This is a genomic window from Acidovorax radicis, from assembly GCF_020510705.1.
In the GTDB taxonomy this organism is placed as follows: Bacteria; Pseudomonadota; Gammaproteobacteria; order Burkholderiales; family Burkholderiaceae_C; genus Acidovorax; species Acidovorax radicis_A.
In genome coordinates, this window is the sequence record NZ_CP075184.1 from 4,155,468 (window position 1) to 4,170,790 (window position 15,323).

Annotated in this window: 16 protein-coding genes and 2 pseudogenes; 14 read left to right on the plus strand and 4 right to left on the minus strand. The window is 62.7% G+C overall.

The features are described 5' to 3' along the window. The first annotated feature begins 23 nt into the window (after window positions 1–23). From KI609_RS19005 to KI609_RS19015, 3 genes and pseudogenes are all read left to right on the plus strand, one after another. Window positions 24–1,280, plus strand: a complete 1,257-nt coding sequence (locus KI609_RS19005; RefSeq protein WP_226445105.1) for a benzoate/H(+) symporter BenE family transporter — start codon at window positions 24–26, stop codon at window positions 1,278–1,280. Next, window positions 1,273–2,088 (plus strand): YggS family pyridoxal phosphate-dependent enzyme, encoded by an 816-nt coding sequence (locus KI609_RS19010; RefSeq protein WP_226445106.1) that lies wholly within the window; start codon window positions 1,273–1,275, stop codon window positions 2,086–2,088. Before KI609_RS19005 ends, KI609_RS19010 begins: the two co-directional genes overlap by 8 nt. Then, window positions 2,085–2,805: pseudogene (locus KI609_RS19015) on the plus strand (glutamine amidotransferase). The gene KI609_RS19010 and the pseudogene KI609_RS19015 overlap by 4 nt, the downstream one beginning before the upstream one ends. Before the next feature lie 326 nt (window positions 2,806–3,131). On the opposite strand, the gene KI609_RS19020 reads toward KI609_RS19015, so the two are convergent. Beyond that, window positions 3,132–3,925 (minus strand): IS5 family transposase gene (locus KI609_RS19020; RefSeq protein WP_226445107.1). Its coding sequence is split into 2 segments (ribosomal slippage): window positions 3,132–3,634 and window positions 3,634–3,925, totalling 795 coding nucleotides; the frame shifts between segments, so codons are not numbered across the junction. Between the two features lie 357 nt (window positions 3,926–4,282). On the opposite strand from KI609_RS19020, the gene KI609_RS19025 reads away from it, so the two are divergent. The 7 genes from KI609_RS19025 to KI609_RS19050 all read left to right on the plus strand — a co-directional run bounded on the left by KI609_RS19025 (window position 4,283) and on the right by KI609_RS19050 (window position 8,715). Next, entirely contained in the window at window positions 4,283–5,704 is a 1,422-nt protein-coding gene (locus KI609_RS19025) for a mannose-1-phosphate guanylyltransferase/mannose-6-phosphate isomerase (RefSeq protein ID WP_226445108.1), read from the plus strand. Between the two features lie 13 nt (window positions 5,705–5,717). Continuing rightward, entirely contained in the window at window positions 5,718–5,876 is a 159-nt protein-coding gene (locus KI609_RS19030) for a hypothetical protein (RefSeq protein WP_226445109.1), read from the plus strand. A gap of 32 nt (window positions 5,877–5,908) precedes the next feature. Beyond that, window positions 5,909–6,205 carry a hypothetical protein gene (locus KI609_RS19035; protein ID WP_226445110.1) on the plus strand — a complete coding sequence of 99 codons (297 nt, stop codon included), beginning with the start codon at window positions 5,909–5,911 and terminating at the stop codon, window positions 6,203–6,205. A 468-nt stretch (window positions 6,206–6,673) separates the two neighbouring features. Next, window positions 6,674–6,787 carry a hypothetical protein gene (locus tag KI609_RS23100; protein ID WP_413463443.1) on the plus strand — a complete coding sequence of 38 codons (114 nt, stop codon included), beginning with the start codon at window positions 6,674–6,676 and terminating at the stop codon, window positions 6,785–6,787. A gap of 293 nt (window positions 6,788–7,080) precedes the next feature. Continuing rightward, window positions 7,081–8,019, plus strand: a complete 939-nt coding sequence (locus KI609_RS19040; protein WP_226445111.1) for a WcbI family polysaccharide biosynthesis putative acetyltransferase — start codon at window positions 7,081–7,083, stop codon at window positions 8,017–8,019. Window positions 8,020–8,117: 98 nt separating this feature from the next. Then, entirely contained in the window at window positions 8,118–8,348 is a 231-nt protein-coding gene (locus KI609_RS19045) for an acyl carrier protein (protein WP_226445112.1), read from the plus strand. A 175-nt stretch (window positions 8,349–8,523) separates the two neighbouring features. Further along, window positions 8,524–8,715, plus strand: a complete 192-nt coding sequence (locus KI609_RS19050; RefSeq protein WP_226445113.1) for a hypothetical protein — start codon at window positions 8,524–8,526, stop codon at window positions 8,713–8,715. 33 nt (window positions 8,716–8,748) lie between these two features. On the opposite strand, the gene KI609_RS19055 is transcribed toward KI609_RS19050, so the two are convergent. The 3 genes from KI609_RS19055 to KI609_RS19065 form a co-directional block, all read right to left on the minus strand. Beyond that, window positions 8,749–8,991 carry an SDR family NAD(P)-dependent oxidoreductase gene (locus KI609_RS19055; protein WP_226445114.1) on the minus strand — a complete coding sequence of 81 codons (243 nt, stop codon included), beginning with the start codon at window positions 8,989–8,991 and terminating at the stop codon, window positions 8,749–8,751. Between the two features lie 66 nt (window positions 8,992–9,057). Further along, a complete protein-coding gene (locus KI609_RS19060) occupies window positions 9,058–10,041 on the minus strand; it encodes an FAD-binding protein (RefSeq protein ID WP_226445115.1) in 984 nt (327 codons plus the stop codon). Window positions 10,042–10,053: 12 nt separating this feature from the next. Beyond that, window positions 10,054–10,233 (minus strand): hypothetical protein, encoded by a 180-nt coding sequence (locus KI609_RS19065; RefSeq protein WP_226445116.1) that lies wholly within the window; start codon window positions 10,231–10,233, stop codon window positions 10,054–10,056. A gap of 357 nt (window positions 10,234–10,590) precedes the next feature. On the opposite strand from KI609_RS19065, the gene KI609_RS19070 reads away from it, so the two are divergent. The 4 genes and pseudogenes from KI609_RS19070 to KI609_RS19085 all read left to right on the plus strand — a co-directional run bounded on the left by KI609_RS19070 (window position 10,591) and on the right by KI609_RS19085 (window position 15,318). Beyond that, the gene (locus tag KI609_RS19070) at window positions 10,591–12,480 is read left to right on the plus strand and encodes a hypothetical protein (protein ID WP_226445117.1); all 1,890 of its coding nucleotides are present in this window, start codon (window positions 10,591–10,593) and stop codon (window positions 12,478–12,480) included. 89 nt (window positions 12,481–12,569) lie between these two features. Beyond that, window positions 12,570–12,692, plus strand: a pseudogene (locus KI609_RS19075) (transposase); the annotation flags it as partial. Window positions 12,693–13,016: 324 nt separating this feature from the next. Further along, window positions 13,017–14,408, plus strand: coding sequence for a tetratricopeptide repeat protein (locus KI609_RS19080; RefSeq protein WP_226445118.1), 1,392 nt, complete (start codon window positions 13,017–13,019; stop codon window positions 14,406–14,408). A 61-nt stretch (window positions 14,409–14,469) separates the two neighbouring features. After that, window positions 14,470–15,318, plus strand: a complete 849-nt coding sequence (locus KI609_RS19085) for a FecR domain-containing protein (protein ID WP_226445119.1) — start codon at window positions 14,470–14,472, stop codon at window positions 15,316–15,318. The last annotated feature ends 5 nt before the right edge of the window (window positions 15,319–15,323 follow it).

The following is a 15,323-nucleotide window of genomic DNA, read 5'->3' on the forward strand; positions in this document are numbered from 1 at the left end:
CTCTCAAGAGCCCGATACAAACCATGTCATCCGCCTCGTCCTCCCCATCCTCCCGTTTGCTTGATCTCACCCATCCCATCGTCGCGGGTCTCATTTCGGTCATCGTCAACTATGGCGGGACTTTCATTTTGGTGTTCCAGGCGGCCAAGGTGGCAGGCCTGAGCCCGGAGTTGACGGGATCGTGGGTGTGGTCGATTTCGATTGGCGTGGGCGCCACGGGAATCATCCTGAGCTGGCTGACGCGCGAGCCGATCATTACCGCGTGGTCCACGCCGGCTGCAGCGTTCCTGGTGACGGCGCTGGCGACCACTCCCTATGCCGAAGCGGTGGGCGCGTATCTGATTTCAGCCGCTGCTTTTGTGGTGCTAGGCCTATCGGGATGGTTCGAGCGCCTGATCCGGCTGATTCCACATGGTGTGGCGGCAGGTTTGCTCGCAGGCATCTTGCTGCAATTTGGTATCAAGGCTTTCGGCGGCATGAACATCGACCCGTTGTTGGCCGGTTTGCTCATCGTGACCTATGTGGTGCTCAAGCGGTTCAGTGCGCGCTATGCCGTCGTTGGCATTCTGGTGCTGGGCCTGCTCTTTCTGCTGACGCAGGATCGGGTAGACCTGTCGGGGTTGGCGTTGAAGCCCGCCGCGCCGGTCTTCACCATGCCGGTGTTCTCGCTCAGTGCTTTGCTGGGCGTCGCACTGCCGCTGTTCCTCATCACGCTGACCGGCCAGTACATGCCGGGCATGCTGGTGCTTCGCAACGACGGGTTCAAGACCAGCGCCAATCCCATCGTGACGCTGACCGGGCTGGGATCGCTGCTGATGGCGCCGTTCGGCTCACACGCCTTCAACGTTGCTGCCATCACGGCAGCCATCGCAACGGGCCGGGAAGCGCACGAAGATCCGTCCAAGCGCTGGATTGCAGGCATCGCCGCAGGCCTGTGCTACATCCTCGTGGGCGTATTCGGCGTGACACTGGCCGCTGTCTTCATGGCCCTTCCGGCGACCTTCATCACGACGCTGGCGGGCCTGGCGCTGCTGGGTACCATTGGCGGTAGCCTGGCCACCGCCTTGGCCGACATGAAGACGCGAGAAGCGTCTCTGATCACCTTCCTGGCTTCGGCGGCCAACATCACATTGCTGGGCATCGGTGGCGCATTCTGGGGCCTGGTAATTGGATTGGTGGCCCATGCCGCGCTCAACGGACAACGGCCGCACCGTGGGCGACAGGCCATCGCGGCACCGACTGCCAAACCCGCGATCAACGGGGAGAGAGCAAATGCCTGAGCCGTCCCACACACTGACCCGTCACGACCAGCATGGCCACTATCCCCAGGCAGCCTCCGTCGAGGACTTCCGACACAACCTGGCAGCAGTACGGGCTCGCATGGATGCCGCCTGCCACCGCGCTGGGCGTGATCCTTCCGGGGTCCGCCTGCTGCCAGTGAGCAAGACCAAGCCCGAGGCCAGCCTGCGCCTGGCCTACGCGGCCGGTTGCCGCGTGCTGGGTGAAAACAAGGTGCAGGAAGCCTTCGGCAAATGGGAGGCCATGCAGGATCTGACTGATCTGCACTGGTCGGTCATCGGCCATCTGCAGACCAACAAGGCCAGGCTGGTGGCGCGCTTCGCCAGTGAGTTCCAGGCACTGGACAGTCTGCGCGTGGCCGAGGCGCTGGAGCGACGCCTGCAGGCCGAGGGCCGCGCGCTGGATGTGTTCGTGCAGGTCAACACCTCGGGCGAGATCAGCAAGTACGGGCTGTCGCCCGAGGACGTTCCGGCCTTCCTGCGCGCGCTGCCCGCTTTCCCGGCACTGCGCGTGCGAGGGCTGATGACGCTCGCGCTGTTTTCTTCCGATGCTGAGCGGGTGCGCCAGTGCTTCATTCTGCTGCGCACTTTGCGCGACCAGTTGCGCCAGAGTGCGCCCGCCAGCATCGCCTTGGAGGAGCTGTCCATGGGCATGTCCGGCGATTTCGAGATCGCCATCGAGGAAGGCGCCACGGTGGTTCGTGTTGGCCAAGCCATCTTTGGCGCTCGCCCCTTGCCGGATAGCTACTATTGGCCCGGCGAGCCCAGTACCAAGGAGCCACGCCCGTGAAAACCGTCATTGCCCTGCGACATCTGCATTTTGAAGACCTGGGTACGCTCGAGCCCCTGCTGGTGGCGCGCGGTTATGCGGTGCGCTATGTAGATAGCCACCACCGATGATTTGCATGCCCTTGACATGGCAGCAGCTGATCTGCTGGTGGTACTGGGTGGTCCCATAGGCGCCTTCGATGACCACATCTACCCTTTCATCCGCGACGAACTGGCGGTAGTTCTGCAGCGGCTGGCAAGCAGGCGCCCGCTGCTGGGGATCTGCCTGGGGGCACAGCTGATTGCCCGCGCACTTGGTGCAAGTGTTGCCAGCATGGGTGTCAAGGAAATCGGCTTTGCGCCACTGACACTGACCCAGGATGGCGAGGGGTCACCATTGGCGGCGCTGGGCCAAACGCCGGTGCTGCACTGGCATGGCGACCACTTCGGCATTCCCGACGGAGCAACGAGACTGGCGGGGACACAAACCTGCGCCAATCAAGCTTTCAGCATAGGGCGCAATGTGCTGGCCCTGCAATGCCATCTGGAGGCCAACCCGCGCCAAATCGAGCGCTGGCTCGTTGGTCATGCCTGCGAACTGGCGCAGGCTGGCATCGACGCGCGTGCCTTGCGCAGCGAAGCGCAAGCTCTGCAATCCGGCTTGCCGCAGGTGGCCCGGGCTGTATTTACCGCGTGGCTGAACGAGGTGGAGACAGTCCCTCCCAGGGAGGCTTCATGAGCGAAGCCTGCCTTGGACAGCATGGTGTGCGCATTGACACATAGCTTGGCAGCGCCACGTTTCGTCATAAATCCAAAGAAACAGCGCTCCTAAACGCTCTTCTCGTCCTTGGCATGTTTGCCTCCTAAACACATCACGTCATTCGATACGTCCGGGAAACTGGGGGAAGCCCATGGATGCGAGAGCGGGGTTTACGACTTTAAGCACCAGGAATAAGAGTATTCTGGGTAATTAAAGTCGTAAACCCCGACCCAGTATCCATGCGGTCTAGCGTCTTACTCGGCCAAGTGGCGGTCAATCTAAAGTCGTAAACTCTACGAGCCCGTTCAAAGTCTTTTGAGCAACAGAGCCAAGAATGCCAAGTGGATGAACTGCAAGCTGGTGTTCAGTAACCTCTCGCAGTTCTTCCAAAGTCGGCGGTTCTTCTCCAGCCACGCAAAGCTGCGCTCCACCACCCAACGCTGGGGTATCACCTTGAACGTATGCAGTTCACTGCGCTTGGCAATTTGCACGCTGATGTGCCCGCCCAGAATCTCTTGGACGCCCTGTGCGAACGGCTTGCCCACATAGCCGCTGTCACACAACAGCGCTTGCACCCGGCTCAAAGCAGGTTTGCAGCGCTGCAATGCTTGCAAGGCCTCTTTGCTATCTGTCACTTGTGCCGTGGTCACTGCAACTGCGTGCGGCAGCCCCTGCGTATCCACCGCAATGTGGCGCTTGATGCCCGAGACTTTCTTGCCCGCGTCATAGCCCTTCAAGGCTGCGGTGTCCGTGTTCTTCACGCTCTGCGCGTCCACGATCAAGAACGCGCTTGAGGCGTTGCTTCCGAAGTCTCTCTCGGGCCGCGCCAACCTGATTTTTTTAAAGCCTGCTCCAGCAGGCTGCCACCCTCACGCGGCTCGCTCCAGATGGCAAAGTACGCATGCACCGTGCGCCACTTGGGGAAGTCGCTGGGCAACGCCCGCCACTGGCAGCCGGTTCGCAGCAAATAGAGCACTGCGCAGAAAACCTCGTACAGATCCACCTTGCGCGGCGCGGTCTTCCTGCGCGCGCTCTCCAATAGTGGCTTGATGGTCTCGAATTGTTCGCGACTGATGTCGCTCGGATAGCTCTTTCTCACTCCCCGAGCTTCTCACATCATCGGGGAGACTTTGAACAGGCTCCAAGCGGACGGACCTGTACGCGATGGGGATGCGCAATGGCACCCAGACCCGTACGCTCCCCGCGCTAACCACGATGGTGAGCGCGCAAGGCACCAGCTTTGTGGTAGGGATGCGTCACCGGTTCTGAGCACGCACCCTTCGACCGGTTTTCGCCAGGTGTTTGGATGCGCTCATTGAGTTGACGCGTTGAGGAAATCTGAGCCATGAAGGGCGCAAAACAGGCCTTCTTTGGCGGCGTAATCGGTAGGTTCACCGGTGCAGAACGAAGTATGCTTCTCGGTCAATTCACTCGCTGTCGTCTGGCCGCTCTACCAATGCCATCGGATCTTCTTGCACCACTTCACCCGGTGATCCTGTCTGGCGGCAGCGGCACACGGCTGTGGCCGCTGTCACGTGCCGAGTACCCCAAGCAGCTATTGGCGCTCACTGGCAACAACACGTTGCTGCAAGCCACAGCGTGCAGGACGGCGTCACTGCCCGGTGCGCAGTCGGCCATAGTGATCGCTGGCGACGAGCACCGCTTCCTTGTGCGGGACCAGTTGCTCAAGGCAGGGTGTGCCCCGGCGCACATTTATCTGGAGCCCGAGGGGCGCAACACGGCGCCTGCCATTGCCCTGGCCGCGCTGCACCTGGCAGCAAGCAGCCCCGATTCGCTCATGCTCGTGCTGCCTGCCGACCATGTGGTGGACGACCAGCTTGCGTTTGCGGAGGCGGTAGCCACCGCGCAGCATGCCGCTCGCCAGGGGTGGCTGTGCACTTTCGGCATCGCGCCGTCCTACCCAGAGACGGGGTATGGCTACATCCAGGTGGGCGCGGCACTGGCGGATGCGCCGCACGTCATGCACGTGAGCCGCTTTGTCGAAAAGCCCGATCTCGCCCAAGCCCGCCGCCTGCTTGACGAGGGCGGATACCTCTGGAACAGCGGGATCTTCCTTTTCACCGCGCGGGCGTTTCTGGATGAGCTGAAGGCACACAGACCGGATGTGCTGGCCGCCGCCACGGTGGCCTGGCAGGGCCGCAGCGAGGACATGTTTTTTTTGCGCCCGCAAGCCGAAGCGTTCATGGCATGTGCCAGCATTTCCATCGACTACGCCGTCATGCAGCCCACGGCGAAAGCCGTGGTGGTGCCTGCCAGTTTCCCTTGGAGCGATGTCGGCAGTTGGGATGCCGTGTGGCAGGCATCGCCCAAGGACGCCAACCACAACAGCGTGGCCGGGGATGTGCTGCTGCACGACACCCGCAACAGCTTTGTGCGCGCCGAGCACCGGCTGGTATCGGTGATCGGGCTGGACAACGTGGCCGTGGTCGAGACAGCCGACGCCGTACTGGTGATGAACAAAGACAGCTCCCAGGACATCCGTGCCGTGGTCGAGCAGTTGCGAGCCGCGGGCAGGAGCGAGCTGGTGCGCCAGGTGCGTGTGCACCGGCCCTGGGGCTGGTATGAATCGACCGATCGCGGCGAGCGCTTTCAGGTCAAGCGAATCATGGTTAACCCCGGCAAGAAGCTATCGCTGCAGATGCACCACCACCGCGCCGAGCATTGGGTTGTGGTCAGTGGCACCGCGCTGGTCACTGTGGATGGGGTCCAGCGGCTGCTGTCCGAGAACCAGTCAGCGTTCGTGCCGCTGGGCCAGTTGCATCAGCTAGAGAACCCGGGCAGCATTGCGCTGCAACTCATCGAGGTGCAGTCCGGCAGCTACCTGGGCGAGGACGACATCGTCCGGTTCGAGGACTAGGCGTGCCAGGGCCATGGAGCAGATAACCCCGCACTACCCTGTTGTCTACGGCAGCCAGAATAAGCAGGCACGTACCGTACTGGTCTATGGCAACTGCCAGGCACCTTCCGCCGCCCAGAGTCTTGCGACGCTGGATGATCTGCACGAAGACTTCGCTTTGTGTGCGCTCTGAACCACGCGCCCCCCGGCCAGGAGCTGGCCGCGGTGCCCGATGCCTGGCTGCAGGATGTGGCACTCGTGGTGCAGCAGCATGAAGAGCGTGCGTGCGTTCCCGCCCTGGTCGCGCTGCAGCAGAGATTGCCGGCCGGGGTGCCGGTGGTGACCTTTCCCAGCTTCTTCCTGCCCTGTTTGTGGCCCTTCGAGTGCGTAGACACGCGCAACAACACACCGGAGCGCCATCCTGAAAGAGCTGAAGCCCCTTACCGGGCATTGCAACGCTCCAGGCAATGGCAATGTGTGCTGCGTTTGCGGGATCGAATACCTTGCTCAGGTTCGGGCTGACGAGAACGACAACGAGCAGTGGCGCGGCCCTTGCAACCACCTTCTGGCAAAAGACATGTACCCGCTATACGGAGTCGATCCTAAGAACCTGTTACCCATTTGCAAGAGTTGTTCTTTCAATGAATGACACTCGCCCAGGTGCCTCCAACGAGACCAGCCCCTGAGACGGGGCCGATGAAATTTAGGGTTTCGAATGTGGAATGAACAACAATGCCAGCTAGCCTTTCGCAGATTGCCCGTGCTCCGACAGGAGGTGACGGCAATCCACAATAAAAGTGATATTCGTGCTGGCATGGCGAACGACAGCAACCGCTGCACTACGGGCATTCCGTAGATTGGGCCTGAGGATTTTGGCGGCGGGTTTCCTGACGGCGTACTCTGACAAAAGGCGTCTCCCGGGTTGGCAACTCTCTTGTAACAAAGTTGGATTGAGGCCCGACCATCTTTATTAGCGCTGCGCGCTCAGACCTGGACACCTACATCGACTGGTACAACCGCGAGCGCGTGCATTCGCGCATAGAGGACCGCACGTCCGAGCAGGTCTACTGGGCACTGCTGCCCGAGTTGGCTGTAGCTGCCTAGAATGACGACCCCGGTGCGCCCCGAGTTGCCCACCGCGTCGGTCGGTTTATCGCAAAGCGACCACCGCCGCCGTGGACAATTCTGCACCTCTTCAACCCGTACGCAGTCTCTTTATCTCTCGGGGTAAAACTGTTCAGAGAAGCGGGGCCACTCTTTGGGTGGTACGGCCATACAAAAGCGCCGGATAATACACAGTTGTTCAGCAGTGCCACCTTGCAAATGAGAGCAGTGCAGCCTCTCTGGATGCGCGGGCGGCCCATGTTCCATCGGCATTTATTGCTTTTTTATTGACAGTGTCTGCCTCCACCACCGAACCTTCTGTTGATGCCGCGCAACGCTCGCCCTATGCCATGGTCTACGGTGGCCGCACGCCGAAGGCGCGCACTGTGCTGGTCTATGGCAACTGCCAGGCGCCGTACCTGGCGCGGATGCTCGCCACGCTGGACGACTTGAACGACGACTACCGCTTTGCGGCCGCACTCTGCTATGCCCTGCCCGGCGAGGCGCGAGCCCCGGCCATTCCTGCCGAGGACATGAAGGACGTGGCGCTGCTGATTCGCCAGTATGAGGAAGCGAAGCACAACCCGGCCCTGGAGGCCCTGACCTCGCGCCTGCCCGCCGGTTGCCCCGTCATCCGCTACCCCAGCTTCAACATGTACTGCCAGTGGCCCTTCGAGACCATGGAGCCGCGCAACCCGCATGACCCGGCCTACCCGATGTGGAAGCGCTATCCCCTGGGCGACATGCTGGGCCTGCAGATCGCTCGGTCGGGCTTGAGCGGGCCCCTGGCCGTGGCGGCCTACATGGACCTGTCGCAGCGCAAGATGCCCAATCTGCACGTGCGCCTGCAGCGCGACATCGAACGCATGCAGCGCTACGACGCACGCAGCGACGTGAAGCTGGCCGACTACGTGCTGGCGCGCTTTCGTGAAGAACACCTGTTCTGGACCAGCGGGCACGTGTCGGCGTCGGCGATGGCCGAGCTCACGCGCCGCGTGGCCGAGGTCGCCCGGCCGGTGCTCGGCGGCAGCAACGAGCGCGCAGCGGCCTGCCTGGCCGCGGCTTCGCACTACGGTGGCATGGGCGAGCACCAGAGCCCTATCCACCCCGTGGTGGCCGAGGTGCTGGGCCTGAAGTTCTGGCAGGCGGACTACGCCTACCTCTGGCAGACGCAGCATTGGACCTTGTATGAATATGTCCAGCGCTACATCGAATACGACATGAACTGGTGAGGGCCGGCGCCGGCGCGCGCCTTGATGGCCGCAACTGGTGCGGCGCCACCCACCTCCCACATGCTTTCCCGCACCCCAGCTTTTGTAAGAGCCCGCCAATGCCGCAAGTCCGTGCCCTGATTGCCTCCGTGCTGCGAATCGATCCCGCCCGAGTCAAAGACGAGGATACCAGCGAGACCCTCGAAAACTGGGACAGCTTGACGGCCGTCATGCTGGCTTGCGAGATCGAAATCATCCATGAGATCACCGTCGAGGCCAGCGAAATCGAACAGATCACTTCCGTGATCGCCGTGCGCGAGCTCCTGGCTCGCCGTGGCCTGAGCATGTGAGCACTGGAACCCGCGTCCTGGCCGTCGCGCGCCTCTGATCGGGGCGGGTCAGAGCGACAACCTCTTGAAGACGCGCTCTGGAATCGACCTGATGATGGCCGTCACGCCCCACTAGAACCACGGCGCGTAAACGACATCGCGTCGCTGTGCCATTCCGCGAAGAGTCGCCCGGGCGATGACATCTGGAGCGCTCCAGAGCGGCACCTTCTTGTCGAATGCGGCCGGCCACCGAACCGAGAACAACCAGGGTGCCATGCTGTTGCGCCTCAAACCGGCAGGCCAGGTGCGTGAGCAACGAAATGACGCTGATGGCGTTGGTGTTCAGTTCCTGGAGTGCGGCCTGGACATCTTGCTCACAGGCTATTAATCCCCCAACATTCCCTGGGCAATGAGGGCCACGTCAAGCCCCCACGAGCGCGCCATCGGCGGCGTCGATCGCGGCGGCATGCTGTACAACGTCGTTCACGTCCAGCGGCGCATGCTGGACTGACTGAGCGCCGCGAACCCTTAAGTCGCCCGCGATCTCCTGCAGATGATCCGTGTCGCGCCCGACCAGATGGAGCGCATGTCCCTCGCGGGCCCGGAGATGCGCCGTCGCTTTCGCAATGACTGAAGTCGCACCGATGATCAAAATTCTGGTCATGATTCGCTTTTCAAGAACGCGGTTGCCGTGTTTCGCTCAGGCCAGACCCAGTCGACGGGACTGGGGCTACATGAATCTGCCGTGCGCATGCCCGCGCGCACGCACCTCCTCAAACTCCTGCCACCGGGGGTAAGCCGCCTTGAACGTGGCTTCGCTCATCCGGGCATCCTCGGCGAGATGCGATCGACCGCCATGCGCTGCAACGATGCCGTCCAGCACATCGAGCAGTGCAAATGCAGCGGCTTCCGCCTTGAAATCCACCGCCAACGAGTAGCCCCTCATGGGAAAACTCACCGGGTTCGCATTCGCGTCGCCAAACAATTTCAGGACCGCCAGGGAGGCACCGAGCTGCGACTGGCCAATGCGTGTGAGGATGTCCCGCAAGCCGGCCTGGCCGGATTTCTTGGGCAGGGCACACTGGTACTGAAGGAATCTGGGTCGACCATGCAAGCTGGCCCAGCCGGCAATCGCGTCCAGCGGGGAAAAATTCGATTCGAACGACTTGCGCGACGGGTGCGCATCGGAACAGGCACGGCCGTAGTACGCGGCATTGAACACCCTGGCCACCGTCCGGTTGAGCAGGCCCGAGGGCCTCTCGACAGGCACTTCGAGGGCCTTGACCTGCTGCACAGCCAGCGGTCCCTCGGAGCACGCTCTACCCCTGATCAGAACGGAGCGACCCAGTCTGGTGCCACGCGCCATGCAGTCGATCCAGGCGACCGGATAGGAGCTGGCTGCATTCGCGTCGAATGCCTCGAGCACGGCGTCCAGGCTGGGTGCCTTGATCCTTGTCTCCAGGATGTCGCTCGCGGTGATGGCCTTGAGTCGCAACACGGCGGACACGATGACATCGGTCAGTCCCATCCCGCCACAGGTGGCGTGGAAAAGCTCGGCCTTCTCCGACGGGGAAGCATCGACGCACTCCCCGTTACCCAGAAGAATCTGCATCGAGGAAACGTGCGCGCTGAAGGTGCCATCACGGTGGTGGTTCTTTCCGTGAACGTCACTGGCAATGGCACCGCCAACGATGATGAAGCTTGTGCCGGGCATGACCGGCAGGAATCAGCCACAAGGCACAAAGGTTCGCAGAATGTCGTCAATCGACGCACCGGCAGCGCAGGACAGCAGACCCTTCGCCGGATCAAAGTCATGAAACCGATCCAGGTAGCGTGTTGACAGCACCTGTGGGCCCAGCGCACTGTCGCCGTAGCTGCGACCCAGTTCGCGAGCGATCAGTGGCAAGGAGCTGGCCACAGCACGCATGCACTGCTGTCTGGACGACGGCTCGGCCACATGGGCTTCCTGCCTCGGATAGCGACCCCAGCCATGCAACTCCATCAGGCCGCCTCAGGTGCAACGCCTTCGCGGAGGACGAAGACGACGTGCCAGGCCGGAACACATGTGATGGTGTGGGCCCATGCCCGGCTGACGGCGCCACCAGAAAATCGCATGGGGTCGCTCGCAAAATTGCAGGGAAATATGGTCTGATGCCCGATGCCCCGGAACATCGGCGTGGCCGGGAGGCAGGATCGGCGCATGGCGGCAATGCTACAACGGGTGTCGTCCACATCACGCGCACCCCAGACCGACATCCATGCAATGAAAGCCCGAATTTTCTCTTTCACAGTGCCGCTTGCCGCAGCCCTTTTCATGTTTTTCTACCTGCTCGACGTGGGGTACGAATCGTCCATGCGCGGGCTCGACCTGTCCTGGCATGCGATGCTGGGGTACGCCCACGAAAACAGGCTTCAGCACGGCAGCCAGATCATTTTCAACTACGGGCCGTTGTCCTTCATCGAATCGGGTATCTACTTCGAGCACACCCATCGGGAAAAACTGCTCTACCGGGCCGCCTACCTGCTGATCGTGGGCATCGGGTGTTTAGCGGTCTTGCACATCCGGAGTGCATGGGCGTTGCTGGCATGGTGCGGCCTGACCCTGCACCTGATCATGTGGCGGGATGTGTACCTGCTGTTGCCGGCCTTGCTGCTGTGCCACCACGAATGCCGCAGAGAGCAGGGCAACGCTGCGCAACTCGCGATTTCCTTGCTGCTCGCATTCGGCGCTGCGTTTGCTTGCCTGGTCAAGGCGAATGCCATGTTCTTGACATTGCCCGCCATTGTCCTAGCGAGCATCTACCGCTTCACGGTGCGGGACTACCGGCCCATCGTCCCCGTGTGCTTTGCGGTGTCCATCGTCCTGCTGTTCTGGCTGTCTGGCCAGCATGTCTCCGGCTTCTTCGGCTTTGTGCGCGGTTATCTGGACGTCTCGCTGGCCTACGGCGCGGACATGGGACTGCCCGCGCCGTTCGCGCTGCACGCGGCCTTCATCGTAGGCGCAGCCGCCGTTGTCGCCACGACGCTGCGGGTGACCCATCCTGCCAGCACCGTGCTCGGCCTCCTCACGCTGGGGTATCTGCTGGTGGCCTACAAGATGGGTTTTGTCCGGCATGGCGCGCACCCTGGCGCCGCGTTTCTCGCCCTGGCCTTCGTGTGCGTCGTCCATCTCTGGGGCCCGGGCGGCGACTTGCTGGCCCGCAACAAACGGCGCGTGTTGGCTGCTGTGGCGGTTGCAGCAGCTTCGCTGGTCACCTACATCCTGGCGGTCCTGCTACCGCACGGAGCGGTCATCAAGGGCTATGTGCACGTGGTGGAGCATCGCATCCGCTATGTCGTGGACCCGGGATACAGGGCCGTCCAGGATGCCGAGTCGCGCCGTCGCTACGGGATGGCGCTCACGGAGGCACGCTCAGCCATTCCGTTTGTCGACATGGAAGGGCCCATCGACATCTTCCCCTTCGAGTTCAGTCTGGCGTACGCGTCTGGATTGCCGATCGCCACGCGGCCCGCATTTCAGTCCTACTACGCCACCAGCCGCCATATGTCGGCGCACAACGCGGATTTCCTCGCCAGTCCGCAGGCCCCGCGGTCGGTGGTTTTCAGCGTCACGCCCATCGATGGCCGCTACGCCGCCCTGGAGGATCCGCTCACCTTGAGAGCCTACCGACAACACTACCAGGTTGACAGGCAGACGCCGAACGCATTGCTGTTGACGCGTCGTGCATCGCCACTGGCCCAGTCTGCGCTGTGCCGCACGTCTGAAGTGGGGTTCGATCTGCCCCTGCTGATTCCCTGGGTGGGCCCGGATCAGGCGGTTTGGGCCGAGATGGACGTCTCCACCACCTGGCTCGGACGGATCGTGAGCGTGTTGACCGGCCCCCCGATTCTGCGCATGACGATTGCCACCCCGATGGGAAGCACCGATTTCCGGTACCTGCGCGAGGCAGGCAAGACCGGTTTCCTGTTGTCACCCGCGCTGGTCTCCACCGAAGCGGCCGCGAATTTTTTCAATGGCGAGAGCCGCCCGGAAGACAACGTTCTGGGTCTTTCGATCCACCAGCCCAGCGCAGCCATGCCGTGGTTTGATGAAAAGATCACCGTGAAACTGTGCGTGCTTTCCTGGGATTCGGCACACAAAGCGGGCCAGTGAGGACCGGGGGTGCGGACGTGATCTGCTCCCCACCAGCCGTACCATTCTGAAGCTAGTGAAGTCCGTCAACCACCAGGAGAATGACGGACATGAAGAAGAGCAGATTCACAGAGGAACAGATCATCGGGTTCCTCAAGCGAGCCGAAGCCGGTACGCCGATCAAGGAGCTTTGCCGCAACGGCGGTTTCAGTGACGCGACCTTCCACAAGTGGAGCGGCGGTCCGACTCAACATGAGCGTACTCCCGCCGGGTGGAGTTCTCAACGGGGCTTGGAGAAGGAAAGGCGCCGGCCTGGATGCTGGGTTTAGCCAGAAGGCCAGTGAAAGCCATGGCGCTGCGCACGCTGCATGTCGGCTGGACTTAAGTCGCTACCCCAAGAGTTGTGCTCGTGGTCGCGCACACTGAGCACTTCGCTTCAGACAGCCCCAAGGAATAAGAACTGTCTCAAATGTGCCGAATAGCACAGACCAGTTGTTTCCAATTGCAAACCGTTGTGTAGACTCTTTCCTGATCGCACCACCTAGGAGCCTCCATTGATGCACAAAAAGGAAACCGCACTTCCCCTGCCAAAGCCTGTGCACTGGCTCGTGGCCCTGCTGGGCACGGTCACTAGCGCATCGGCCCTGGCACAGGGCACGCCCGGCCTGCCCATGGAGCGTCAGGTGGACGATGCCTTCCGGCAGGTGCTGGAGTCCCCCGGCGACCTGGGGCGCTCCTACCGCTATGCGCAACTGCTGGTGCAGGCTGGCAACTACGAAGGCGGCGTGGCGGCCTTGGAACGCCTGCTGCTGGACCCGAACGCATCGCCCAGCGTGCGTCTGGAACTGGCGGTGCTCTATTTCCGCCTGGGCTCTTACGCCATGTCAGAGTCAATGCTCAACAACGCGCTGCAAGACGCGCGGCTGGTGGGCGAACAGCGCCAGTTCGCCGAAAACCTGCTGCGCGACACCCGCATGCGCAACCAGGTGTCCCGGCTCGATGGCCAGGTGACCCTGGGCCTGCGGGCGCAGACCAACCCCGCTTCACGCACCTTGGAGTCCCAGGTGCTGGCCGCAGGCACCGTGGTGCCAGTGAACCCGGCCTACCGCCCCAAGTCTGACACCGACGTGCAGGTGACCCTGCAACTGAACCACGAATACGACCTGAGCACCCAGAGCGAAGCTACCGTGGTGAGCTCGCTGGTGGCCCAGGTGATCAAGTACAGCTCGTCTTCCGGCAGCCGGCTGCAGCCCAACCAGGTCGACCCCTACAACCTGGCGCTGGCCGAAGTGACCAGCGGCGTGCGCTTCAAGCCGCTGCGGGATGCTTCCGGCGGCCTGACCCTGCGGCCCCACGTGATCGCCGCCGCACTGAATTTGCAAGGCAAGGACTTCCTCACCATCGGCGGGCTGGGGCTGGACGTGACCTACCGCATCAGCGAGCGCCTGCTGCTGGAAGCCGGCTTCGAACACCGCCAGTACAGCTACGCCACCCGCATGGACGTGCCCGACGCCAATGTGCTGGGCGGCCCCGACAACCTGCTACGCGCGCGCCTGAGCCGCGAACTGGGCCCGGGCCGGGTCATCAGCGGTGAACTGCGCGCCCGCGCCCACCGCACCGACCGCGCCTACCTCGACTACGACGCTTACGAGGCGCGCGTCACCTATTCCACCACCTACGCCAGCCCGCTGGGCAAGGGCTCCGCCCCCTGGACCACCTGGGCATGGGGCAGCGCTCAAAACCGCGATTACGCCGCGCCCGATCCGGCGGTCGACGCCCTGAAGGAACGCAGCGACACCGACTGGCGCCTGGGCGTGGGCAACACCGTGCCGCTGACCAACAAGTGGTCGCTGCTGATGCAGCTGGAACACGCCCGAACGCGCTCCAACCTGCCCAACCACCGATTGAAGAACACCTCGCTGCTGCTGGCCCTGTCATACCGGCTCTGAGCCTGTTGTTCCCCGCAAGACCCGAACCCGTGAACCGAACCGAACGCCCCAGGAGCCCGCAATGAGTCCTCCCATTTCCAAAGACTGGTGGCTGGCCGCCGCCCTGTCCAGCGCCGCGGTGCCCGCCGCTGTGGCACAGACCGCCCAGACCACCGCACCCCGTGCGGGCGTGGTCACGGGCGTGTCGACCGGCGCACTGGTGACCAGCAACGCCCAGACCTTGATGGTGGGCAACCAGGTGGTGCCTGGCCAGAAGTTCACCACCGGCCCCAACGGCCAGCTGCACCTGCTGTTCCTGGACCAGTCGGCCGTCACACTGGGGCCGGATTCTGAACTGGTGCTGGAGACCTTCCAGTTCCACCCAGCCACGCGCCAGGGCCAGATCCGCCTGAGCCTGAACAAGGGCATGGTGCGGGTGGTGGGCGGCCAGATCAGCAAGACCCAGCCCACGGTGGTGAGCACGCCGCACGGCAAGCTGGCAATCCAGGGCGGGATCACCATTGCAGAGACCGACGGTCAAAAGACCAGTGGCGTTTTTCTTTTCGGTCAGAGCATGTCGGCGACCGACAACAACGGCAACACGCAGACCGTCACCCGCGCAGGCTTTGGAACCAACTTCGGTTCGGGTCAACCTCCCGCCACGCCCTTCCGGATGCCGATCAGCGAGTTGAACAGCAGGCTGCAACGGCTGGAAACCCCTTCGGGCGGCAATCCCAGCAACCAGCAACCCGGTGGAGCCCCCCCTGGCCAGTTGCTCAGCACGGGCAACGTACCGGGCGGCGCCTCCAACCCCAGCGACACGCTGGCCAACGACCGGTTGAAAAACGTGGTCGATACCAACGCTGGCAACAACCCTTCGAACACGCTGCGAACCATTCTGGGCTCCGGTGAGACACCGAACCAGTCCTGATCCCT